This window comes from Paraburkholderia sp. EG286B, assembly GCF_040965655.1.
Classification (GTDB): Bacteria; Pseudomonadota; Gammaproteobacteria; order Burkholderiales; family Burkholderiaceae; genus Paraburkholderia.
Genome location: NZ_JBFRCF010000041.1, coordinates 23,524 through 35,150 on the forward strand (window position 1 = coordinate 23,524; position 11,627 = coordinate 35,150).

The 11,627-nt window shown below is 56.7% G+C and carries 3 protein-coding genes and 4 pseudogenes; 4 read left to right on the forward strand and 3 right to left on the reverse strand.

Features of this window, described 5'->3' with window-relative positions:
* Nucleotides 1-85: 85 nt before the first annotated feature.
* Nucleotides 86-280, forward strand: a pseudogene (locus AB4Y42_RS40665) (transposase); the annotation flags it as partial.
* 44 nt (nucleotides 281-324) lie between these two features.
* A complete protein-coding gene (locus tag AB4Y42_RS40670; RefSeq protein ID WP_368697360.1) occupies nucleotides 325-915 on the forward strand; it encodes an IS5 family transposase in 591 nt (196 codons plus the stop codon).
* 596 nt (nucleotides 916-1,511) lie between these two features.
* Here AB4Y42_RS40670 and AB4Y42_RS40675 read toward each other — a convergent pair.
* Both AB4Y42_RS40675 and AB4Y42_RS40680 read right to left on the reverse strand, forming a co-directional pair.
* A pseudogene (locus AB4Y42_RS40675) lies at nucleotides 1,512-1,756 on the reverse strand (DDE-type integrase/transposase/recombinase); the annotation flags it as partial.
* Between the two features lie 158 nt (nucleotides 1,757-1,914).
* Nucleotides 1,915-2,889, reverse strand: coding sequence for an IS5 family transposase (locus AB4Y42_RS40680; protein WP_368697457.1), 975 nt, complete (start codon nucleotides 2,887-2,889; stop codon nucleotides 1,915-1,917).
* Nucleotides 2,890-3,031: 142 nt separating this feature from the next.
* On the opposite strand from AB4Y42_RS40680, the gene AB4Y42_RS40685 reads away from it, so the two are divergent.
* A complete protein-coding gene (locus AB4Y42_RS40685; RefSeq protein WP_368697456.1) occupies nucleotides 3,032-10,288 on the forward strand; it encodes an amino acid adenylation domain-containing protein in 7,257 nt (2,418 codons plus the stop codon).
* An 86-nt stretch (nucleotides 10,289-10,374) separates the two neighbouring features.
* On the opposite strand, the pseudogene AB4Y42_RS40690 reads toward AB4Y42_RS40685, so the two are convergent.
* Nucleotides 10,375-10,866 (reverse strand): annotated as a pseudogene (locus AB4Y42_RS40690) (transposase); the annotation flags it as partial.
* 34 nt (nucleotides 10,867-10,900) lie between these two features.
* On the opposite strand from AB4Y42_RS40690, the pseudogene AB4Y42_RS40695 reads away from it, so the two are divergent.
* Nucleotides 10,901-11,627, forward strand: a pseudogene (locus AB4Y42_RS40695) (PhzF family phenazine biosynthesis protein); the annotation flags it as partial.

The window sequence follows — 11,627 nt, forward strand, 5'->3', positions numbered from 1 at the left end:
ACCATTTCAAAAAGACCCCAAGGGGGCTGTTAACCTTTTCGGCAAGCTGTTAACCTTGGTCGTCTGAACAACTGGAACCAAGGGGATGGGCGCACCGATCATTGATGACGAACTGTGGGCATTGATCGAACCTTTGCTACCGCCGCCGAAGCCGCGTCGCAAGAAATACCCGGGGCGGCTTCCGATTTCAGACCGGGCTGCGCTGAACGGCATCCTGTTCGTATTCAAGACCGGAATACGCTGGTGCGACCTTTCAACCAAGCTGGGATTCGGATCGGGGCCGACCTGCTGGAGGCGTTTGCGCGACTGGCAAAAGGCCGGCGTGTGGAGCGCGTTGCACGAGTTGCTGCTCGCCAAGTTACGCGAGGCCGGCGAACTCGATTTCTCACGGGCAGCGGTCGATTCATCCTCGGTGCGAGCCGTTGGGGCGGGCGAAAAACTGGCCCGAACCCCACCGATCGCTCGCGACCAGGTTCGAAGCATCACATCCTCGTCGACGCCAACGGCGTGCCCATCAGTGCAATCCTGACTGGCGCGAATCGTAACGACGTTACCCAGTTGCTGCCGCTCATTGACGCGATCCCGCCCATTCGCGGCGTACGCGGCCGACCGCTTCGCAAGCCCAAGGTCATCTACGCAGATCGCGGCTACGACTCCGAGCCGCATCGTGAGCGGCTTCGTGCGCGCGGTATCGAACCGGTGATCGCCAGGCGCCGTACGGAACACGGTAGCGGACTCGGCAAATTCCGCTGGGTGGTCGAGCGGACTCACGCATGGCTGCACAATTTTCGTCGTCTTCGCATTCGCTTTGAGCGTCGAGCCGACATTCACGAGGCATTCCTTAAACTTGGTTGCTCGCTCGTCTGCTGGAACATCTTCAGACGTGCCGAGCAGTCTTTTGGAAACGGTCTCTAAGGGTTCTTAGTTCAATTGGATTAGTCTTTCGTGTTGTTCCCCCCGCATCATAGCGCACCGCTTTATTGCGACAAAACCAGATCTGGGAGGTGCACAATGACACCTCATCGCAAATTCGCTTTCCCCCCCAGATAACGCTTTGACGTGACAACTCCGACACATGTCGTCTGGAATTCAACAAACAGGACAGCCATCAAGGCTGCGTGTCGGCTATTTTTTCAGTTTGCTACTAGTTTACACATGGCGCAAACATTGCTCTGCATGGCTGATCAAAAGACATGTGACTGGGAATTGGTATTGGTTATTAAGGTTAAAAAATCACTTCTTTTAATTAGTGTCGCAAGAATGTACCTTATCGTAGATTTTAAGGATTCCAATATGTTATAAATCGAAAATTCTTTTGGTGACTTGCTAATCGCAATAGCATTATTACCGAGCATCCAAATGATGTTACCGCGTCGTTTGGGATGCATCGCTCATGGACCTACAAGATCACGGCGCAGGCGCGAGGTCGTGGTCGTGGAGTGCGAGCGTTACGGTCCTTTGGGGCTGTCCTTGTCTCGACATCCATATCTCGCGCGGTGCCGCAGACCCCCTGCAAGTACGCGTTTGAAAAAACGCTTCGCTGCAGCCTTGTGGCCGCGCTTCTGTAGCGGGATATCGAGTTCAGCACCGTGGTGATCGACGACGCCATAACAGAAGGCTGGCGTGTAACGTCACGAGTACTTCGTCAAGGTGCCATGTGGTGCCGGGCTTGCAAGGCGTCTTTCACTCGGTGCGCAAAGCACGCACCGAATTTATCGCACCGGCGTCGAACCGTATCGTAACTGACGACAACGCCTAAGGCTACGCTGATCAAGCCGTGTAAACACAACGGGTTGCGACCAAGACATGTGTAAACTTTTGAGATCGCGAATAACAGCCGTAAAAGCGAGCATTCCTGCTCATGTTGGGCCCCTTGAGGCGCCCTGCACGGGCTTGTCGCCCGTCTTTGGCCCTCTACGGGCGCACCTGTGCTGTCGAGCGACCTCGCCACATGTAAAGATTGGCCAGCGCGAGCGCAACGAAGGCGCGATTGGCGTTCTTCGCCAGCCCGCGATAACGAACCTTCGTGAAGCCCCACAGCCGCTTCACGACCGCGAACACATGCTCGACCCGGGCACGGATCTTCGACTTGTTGCGGTTCTTGCGGCGCGCCACCTCGTCGACGATGTCCTTGCGCCGCGTGCGCTTGTTGGTGAAGTCACGTGCCTTCGGGGCCTTGCTGTGAATCAGTGCTTTCTGGCTCGCGTATGCGCTGTCACCGTAGTCGCGTTGCTCCTCACCGTGCAGCAACTGCGGCAGCGGATGCTTGTCGTGTACGTTGGCGGCGGTTACGACCGCGCTATGAGCCAGCCCGCTCTGACTGTCCATACCGATGTGGAGCTTCATGCCGAAATACCATTGCTGGCCCTTGCGCGTCTGATGCATTTCCGGGTCACGCGCCTTCTCCTTGTTCTTCGTCGACGAGGGTGCACCGATCAGTGTGGCGTCGACGATCGTGCCGCTCTTGAGCTTTGCTCCCCGCGCCTGCAGCACCACTCCCACTTCCGCGAAGATTCGCTCGCCCAGCTTATGCTCTTCCAGCAAATGCCGGAATTTGAGCAGCGTGGTGGCGTCCGGAACCGTTTCGCTGCCAAGGTCAATGCCAACGAAACGGCGCAGGCTGAGGCTGTCGTACAGCGCCTCTTCACATGCAAGGTCGGCGAGATTGAACCAGTGCTGCACAAAATGGATTCGCAACATGCGCTCCAGCGCGATCGGCGGGCGACCATTGCCGCGTTTCGGATAAAACGGCTCCGCCACTGCGCACAGCTCCGCCCACGGCACGATCGCGTTCATCTCGTCGAGAAACGCTTCGCGTCGCGTAGGCTTGCGCTGCGCCCCGAATCCTGCGCATTGATCGACAGCCATCGCCAGTGTCAGTTGCTTCATCGTTTTTTGCTTTCGCCGTTGCATGCTCACGCTATAACGCGTGACAGTCGTGAACGGTGGACTTGATCAGCATTGCCCTAAACCGAATCATTGCGCATCAGTCTTTCAAATGTCCTTGTCGTAATGGAGTCGCGAGGAGAACATGAACCACCGGATTGTTACTAATGGTCAGCACCCGAATCCTGATAATGTTTGGATTGACGACGGCGAGCGCAATCACATCACTTGTCAGGACGTCGGTCCTCAACTATTCGCGGCATCCTCAGCACAGACGGAGATCTGGCTTGCCGAACAAATTAACCCATGCGGCCCTGTCCACAACATTGGACAATACACCGAAATACGCGGCTGCATTGATCCCACAGTGTTCGAGGAATCTTTACGCGCAGTGGTTCAGGAAGCGGAGGCTTTACGTTGCCGACTTATTGAGGTGAACGGGTCGCTCCGAGCATTCGTTGCCCCATCCATCGATTGGTCGTTGCCAACTATCGATTTCAGTTCAAAAGCAGCTCCCACCAGAGAGGCTACCAGATGGATGGAGGTTAATTTCGAAACGCCGTTCGATATGAAACAGGATCCCCTATTTTACTATGCGTTACTCAAGATTGCTTCTGATCGATTTATTTGGTATCAACGTTACCACCATAGTGTGATGGATGGTCATAGTGGCGTACTGGTTGCGCGTCGCGTTGCGCATTTCTACAGCATGCGCGTTAGAGGGAAAAAAGCAGACAAATCCTATTTTTCTCCCTTATCACATTTATTAGGAAGCGATGCACGCTATCGCGGCTCATTTGCTTTCGAGCGCGACAAGAAATACTGGATGAGACGTTGCTCGGACTGGCCAGCCCCCGTTACGTTAGCGAATCGGTATGCGCCCGCCTTACGGCATCGCCTCCGCCAGACTGCTTATATTTCATCTCAATCACTACGGGAACTTTTTAATGACCATAGTCGTTTGGCAAATCAAATAACGGTAGCTGTTGCCACCTATCTCTACCGATCTACTGGCGCCGAGGAAATATCGCTGGGTTTTACTGTCACGGCCCGCGTGGGCGAGGATCGCTTGACTCCCGGCATGACGGCAAATGTCCTGCCCATTCGACTATCCGTTCACCATGAGAATAGTGCAACAGAATTAATGGGGCAGGCTGCTAAGCAAATTCAACGAGGCCTCCGGCATCAACGTTATCGTAGCGAAGTGCTTAGGCGAGATCTCGACCGGCTTCACACACAGCCACTTTTTGGCCCTACGGTAAACCTGATGCCCTTCGATTATGGATTGTCGTTCGGCTCTTGCTTGTCGACGACACATAATCTTGGCAATGCTACGGTCAACGACCTGATGGTCTCAATTTATTCGCCGTCCGATGACGGAGAGGTGAGAATAGATTTCGATGCGAACCCCGATATTTATTCGGAAGCTGAATTGATTGCTCATCAGAGACGCTTCTTGAAAGTGTTAGGCGCAATTGTCGACGACTCCACTCAATCGGTTGGCCGTATCGATCTACTTGAAACTGATGAGCGGAATTTGTTGTTGAAAACCTGGAATCGAACTGAGACGGAATATCAACTTGATCGGTGCATTCACCAATTGTTCGAAGAGCAAACCGAGCGAACGCCCGAAGCCGTGGCCATCGTTCACGAAGCCGAGCAGCTCAGCTATGCACAACTCAATGCGCGCGCCAACAGGCTTGCCCATCAACTCGTCGCGCTGGGCGTCGCGCCCGATACCCGGGTGGCCATCTGCGTGGAGCGCTCTGCCGCCATGATCGTCGGTCTATTGGCCATTCTCAAGGCTGGCGGCGCCTATGTGCCGCTCGACCCCGCCTATCCGGGAGAGCGACTCGCTCACATACTCTCCGATGCCCAGCCCGCCATCGTCCTGAGCGATCAGGCGGGCAAGGAGGTACTGGGCCAGGCGTTGGCCGGTTACACCCTGATCGACCCCAACGACGCTCCTGTACAACCCGAGACCAATCCTCAGATACCGGGCCTGACCTCACGCCACCTCGCTTATGTGATCTACACCTCCGGCTCCACCAGTGCCCCAAAGGGAGTGTGCATTGAACATTGCTCCATCGTTAATTATGCATCATATGCGGTTGAACGATTTGGCGTTGCTGACGGTCACGGCTCTGTGCTTTCTTCTTCTATCAGCTTTGACTTGGGCCTCACGGCCTTGTATCCTGCGCTAATTTGTGGGCGTCGGCTATATCTCTCTTCTGAGGGCAACTCCAAGCTCGACTGGCGTCAAGCCATTGTTGACGGTAACAATTTATCACCGGTCAAACTCACGCCATCCCATTTAGAGGCACTTCGAGGGATACTACCGGTCGAAGCGATGGCTGGGCGCATTTGTACTCTGGTCGTGGGGGGAGAAACCTTACGGCATGCGCAAATTGAAATATGGCAAACCCATGCTCCGGAAACACGGATATTCAACCACTATGGACCGACCGAGACAACGGTCGGCTGCGTTGCATACGAAATAAAAAAATCTGCCGAACATAGCGAACCAATCCCGATCGGCCGACCGATCTCGAACACTCGGATTTACCTGCTAGACAGCCACGGTCAACCGGTGCCGCTAGGCGCAGTGGGTGAACTGTATATCGGCGGCGCAGGCGTGGCTCGTGGCTATCTGAACCGCCCAGAACTGACCGCCGAACGCTTCCTCCCCGATCCCTTCTCCCATCACTCCGATGCCCGCATGTATCGCACCGGCGATCTGGCCCGCTACCTGCCCGACGGCAATCTTGTGTTCCTCGGTCGCAACGACCACCAGGTTAAAATTCGCGGCTTCCGCATCGAGCCCGGCGAAATCGAAACCTCTCTCGCAGAGCACCCCGCCATACGCGAAGCCGTCGTAGTCGCACTCGGCGACACGGACAAACGTCTGGTGGCCTATGTCACAGGCAACGAAACATCGCCAGGTGAACTGCGCGACTGGCTCGCCAGCCGCCTGCCCGATTACATGGTCCCTAGCGCTTTCGTGCGGCTGCACGCGTTGCCTCTCACCCCCAACGGCAAACTCGATCGCCGGGCACTGCCCGCTCCGGATGCCGACTCACTCGCCCATGCCGCGTACGAAGCCCCCATCGGTGCACTGGAGATCGCACTGGCCGACATCTGGCGTGAACTCCTCGGCGTCCACACGGTCAGTCGACACGATTCATTCTTTGCGCTTGGCGGACACTCCCTGCTCGCTGTTCAAATGATCGAACGGCTGCGCCGTCTGGACCTGAGTCTGGCTGTACGTGACCTGTTCCAGACCCCGGTGCTGTCCGCACTGGCTCGCGTCCTGGGCCAGCGTCGCGAAGTGCCAGTGCCACCTAATCAGATTGCGCCGGATTGCCAGACCATCACGCCCGACCTGCTGCCGCTAATCGATCTCTCTCAGGACGAAATCGATCGTATTGTGGCCAATGTACCGGGGGGGGCCTCTACGATACAAGACATCTATGCCCTCTCTCCCTTACAGGACGGCATCCTGTTTCACCACCTGCTGGCCACTGACGGTGACCCCTATCTGCTGCTCATTCAAATGGCTTTCACGGAACGTGATACGCTGGACCGTTATTTGGCCGCGGTCCAGCACGTTGTCAATCGACACGACATTCTGCGTACCGCATTCGTCTGGGAAGGTCTGTCAAATCCCGCCCAGGTGGTCTGGCGGCAAGCTTCGCTGCCAGTAACCGAGCTGAAACTCTCGCCGGCAGACGGTCCCGTTACCATCCAACTGGCTGAGCGTTTCGGCCCCCACCAGTACCGGATCGATCTAAGCCAGGCGCCGCTGCTGCGCTTTGTAGTCGCGCAAGATGAACTAGGACGCTGGATCCTACTCACCCTGCTACATCATCTGATTAGCGACCATTCGACGCTAGAGGTGATGCAGGCAGAGGTGCGGGCATTCATGGAAGATCCAGGTGCGATTCTGCCATCGCCCGAACCGTTCCGTAATCTTATCGCACAAGCCCGACTGGGAACCTCGACAGAAGAACACGAACGCTTCTTCCAGGCAATGCTCGCGGACGTCACTGAGCCAACGCTGCCGTTCGGGCTGGTCGAGGTACACCGTGATGGCTCTCAGGTAGGCGAGACCCGGCGAATGCTATCCTCCGATTTGAACCTGAGGCTGCGTGCACAGGCCAAACGCCTGGGCGTGAGTCTCGCCAGCCTGTGTCATGTCGCGTGGGCGCAAGTGCTTGCGCGTACCAGTGGGCAGGAACAGGTCGTATTCGGCACAGTCTTGTTCGGGCGGATGCAAGCGGGCGAAGGAGCAGACCGGGCGATGGGGCTGTTCATCAACACGCTGCCGCTTCGGTTGGATATGGATGAGGTCAGTGTGGCCGAGCGCGTGCATCATACGCATGCAAGGCTGGCGGAACTGCTGGAGCACGAACATGCATCGCTCGCGCTGGCTCAGCGATGCAGTGGCGTGCCAGCAGGCACGCCACTGTTCAGTGCGCTGCTGAATTACCGGCATAACTCGAAACCGTTCGGCGAGACCAAGGCAAGCGACACCTTGTCGGGTATCGAAATGCTCAGCTCCCAGGAGAGGACCAACTATCCATTCGTGCTGTCGGTGGAGGATTACGGACAGGCGCTGGGGGTGACGGCGCAGGTGCAATCGCCCATCGATTCGCAGCGGGTATGTGGGTATATGGAACAGGCGCTCTGCAGTCTGGCCGATGCGCTGGAGCAGACTCCTGGCCAGCCGGTGCGTCAATTGGAGGTGATACCCAAAGCGGAGCGGGAACTGCTGCTGCAGATCTGGAACGCAACCGAGGCGCCCTATCCCGATCAGGCGTGCATTCACCAGTTGTTCGAAGAGCAAACCGAGCGAACGCCCGAAGCCGTGGCCATCGTTCACGAAGCCGAGCAGCTCAGCTATGCACAACTCAATGCGCGCGCCAACAGGCTTGCCCATCAACTCGTCGCGCTGGGCGTCGCGCCCGATACCCGGGTGGCCATCTGCGTGGAGCGCTCTGCCGCCATGATCGTCGGTCTATTGGCCATTCTCAAGGCTGGCGGCGCCTATGTGCCGCTCGACCCCGCCTATCCGGGAGAGCGACTCGCTCACATACTCTCCGATGCCCAGCCCGCCATCGTCCTGAGCGATCAGGCGGGCAAGGAGGTACTGGGCCAGGCGTTGGCCGGTTACACCCTGATCGACCCCAACGACGCTCCTGTACAACCCGAGACCAATCCTCAGATACCGGGCCTGACCTCACGCCATCTCGCTTATGTGATCTACACCTCCGGCTCCACCGGTGCCCCAAAGGGAGTGATGGTCGAACACGTATCACTGGTCAACCTATGCAGCGCGATGGCGTCGGAGCCCGGCATCGCTGCGGATGATACTGTGCTCAATCTCACATCGGTATCGTTCGATATCGCAGCGTTAGAGCTATATTTGCCATTGCTGTCCGGCGCACGGCTGATGCTTGCTTCGCGCGATGTCGCAATTGACCCCGAGCGCCTTCTCGCACCGATCGAACAGGAAGCCGTTACGTTCGTTCAAGCCACGCCGGCACACTGGAGCGCGCTGTTGAATCACCGCTGGCCCAACGCATCTTTCACGTTGCTTTGCGGCGGCGAAGCACTGCCTGCATCACTCGCCGCACGCATGTTCGATCATGTGCAAGTCCTCTGGAACATGTACGGACCAACCGAGACGACTATCTGGTCGACTAGACGTCGGATGGTACCAGGGTTGGATCCGTCTATTGGCCGACCGATCTCGAACACTCGGATTTACCTGCTAGACAGCCACGGTCAACCGGTGCCGCTAGGCGCAGTGGGTGAACTGTATATCGGCGGCGCAGGCGTGGCTCGTGGCTATCTGAACCGCCCAGAACTGACCGCCGAACGCTTCCTCCCCGATCCCTTCTCCCATCACTCCGATGCCCGCATGTATCGCACCGGCGATCTGGCCCGCTACCTGCCCGACGGCAATCTTGTGTTCCTCGGTCGCAACGACCACCAGGTTAAAATTCGCGGCTTCCGCATCGAGCCCGGCGAAATCGAAACCTCTCTCGCAGAGCACCCCGCCATACGCGAAGCCGTCGTAGTCGCACTCGGCGACACGGACAAACGTCTGGTGGCCTATGTCACAGGCAACGAAACATCGCCAGGTGAACTGCGCGACTGGCTCGCCAGCCGCCTGCCCGATTACATGGTCCCTAGCGCTTTCGTGCGGCTGCACGCGTTGCCTCTCACCCCCAACGGCAAACTCGATCGCCGGGCACTGCCCGCTCCGGATGCCGACTCACTCGCCCATGCCGCGTACGAAGCCCCCATCGGTGCACTGGAGATCGCACTGGCCGACATCTGGCGTGAACTCCTCGGCGTCCACACGGTCAGTCGACACGATTCATTCTTTGCGCTTGGCGGACACTCCCTGCTCGCTGTTCAAATGATTACCCATGCAGCGAAACGCAGCATGATATGTACCTTGAATGACATATTTCAACACTCCACTCTGGCGAAACTAGCTTTACACATCAACACTTATCCGTCATTTACCTCAAATATCAGTGCAATCACGATTCGACCATCTGGATCAGAACCTCCGATATTCTTCGTACCGGATGGCTCGGGAGATCATTCTTACGCATTCCCCCTTTCCGAGAGCATAAACATTGATTGCCCGACATATGTACTTCCATGGCCACCAAGTCTTGACGACCCATCCAGTTTGATTGAAGATCTTGCTGAGAAAATGGCCAATATTATAATTGGCACCCAATCAACCGGACCCTATCGAGTTTGCGGCTACTGTACGGGCGGAATTCTCTCCTACGCTATCGCAAAACAACTTTCCGACATGGGAATGGAGATCGATTTTGTTGGACTTATTGACACACCTGCCCCGAGCACTTTCAGAAATGACAATTTGACTATCGAGCAACGATTCGTTATGTCGATTTCCGATTGCGGAAATATCATACCAAGAGAAACCATAAATAAGATGCAAGAAAGTTTTGGAAGGCTAAGCATTCAAGAGATAATTGAGCTTGCGCAGAAACTAAAAATTCTTCCAAAAGCAATCCCCATCAAGATCGCCGTCGATCACTACAAGCGCATCCACAATTACGTCGACATGATAAAGATTTATGCTCCGCCGCCGTTGCATTCAACAATCCACCTATTTTATGCGCTTGAGAAGCCCGACCAAGGCGATCACACCTCTCCTCAAACGCATGGCTGGGATAAAATTATCCCATCGTCGCGTCTCTTTACAAATCCAGTACCTGGCAATCACATCACGCTGATGTCAGATAAATTGAATCGCATGCTTCTTGGAAACGCGTTGAGTCGCATATTAAAAGAGCCCAATACCTATACCTCCAAACCCCTGTCGCGCAAGCCTCTGGAAACTGACAACTAACGGTAAACGATGGTTTCCACACACCAAATGGAGGTTCGTTCGGTAAGCGCCCGGCAAAGGCACCCCTCAGCCTAAATTGCCGTCAATCAAGCTGCGGCAGGAGCCCAGCGATGCGGCAGAAGTGCGGCGATGTCGTCGGCTCGATGGGTGGGCAAGCGATTGAGGACGTCTTTCAGATAGACGTACGGATCGTGGCCATTGAGCTGCGCGGATCGAATCAAGCTCATGATCGCAGCGGCGCGTTGGCCGGCACACAACGAACCTGCGAACAGCCAGTTCGAGCGGCCCAGGGCCCAGGGACGAATTTGGTTCTCGACCCAGTTGTTATCGACAGGCACGTGCCCATCGTCCAGATAACGCGTGAGCGCCACCCAGCGCCTGAGGCTATAGTCGAGTGCCCTGGCAATTGCCGATCCCTCGGAGACCAGCTTGCGCTGAGCAGCCATCCACTCATGTAGCGCATCGGCGATTGGCCGGGCGCGCTCTTGGCGCACTTCACGCCTACGATCGGGCTTGAGTTCTGCAACATCGCGCTCAACCGCGTACAGTTCGCCGAAGTATTTCAACGCCTGTTCGGCCGCTCACTATGCGAAGCTGCCGACCACTGCCTTTGTGCTGCCATCATCGGACCACGACGAACTCGCGAGCTTCGACATACGATGGTTTACGCCTAGTGCCGAGCTTGAGCTCTGTGGTCACGCGACGCTCGCGGCGGCGCATTGGCTATTTACTCGAGGGGAAGTGCCGGGCCCCGCGCTGAAGTTCAGGTCGAGGAGCGGCGCTCTGACTATCACGCGCGCGCTAGCGAGGCCATCACCATGAGCTTCCCTCGCATTCTCAGCGTCGCTGCTGACAGGGTGACGGCGCGCGCCGTGTCGGACGCGCTGGGTGTGCCGCTGGTCGAATGCCGGCGCGCTTATGATGATCTGATTGCCGTCGTCGCGGATGAGTCTATCGTCACACGCTTTGTGCCTGATATCGCTGCAATTCACGGCCTTGAATGTCGTGGCGTCGTGCTGACCGCACGTACCGAACCAAACGGTTCGCTCGCTGAATATGACATCGTGTCGCGGTTTTTTGCGCCAGCGATTTCCATCGACGAGGATCAGGTGTGTGTGTCCGCGCATTGCAAGCTTCAGCCGTACTGGTCCGATCGCTTGGGTCGCACGAGTCTGCGTGCGTTGCAAGCCTCAGCTAGCGGTGGCCGGCTAGCAGGTTGCGGAAATACACCCCCGGCGGAAGCGGCGCGCCTCGATGTACGCGCCCGCCAGTCGCAAACTTTCGCATTGTGCAATCTCAACGCGAATTCAACGTTCTTTCGGCGGCTTGAGGCCGACTT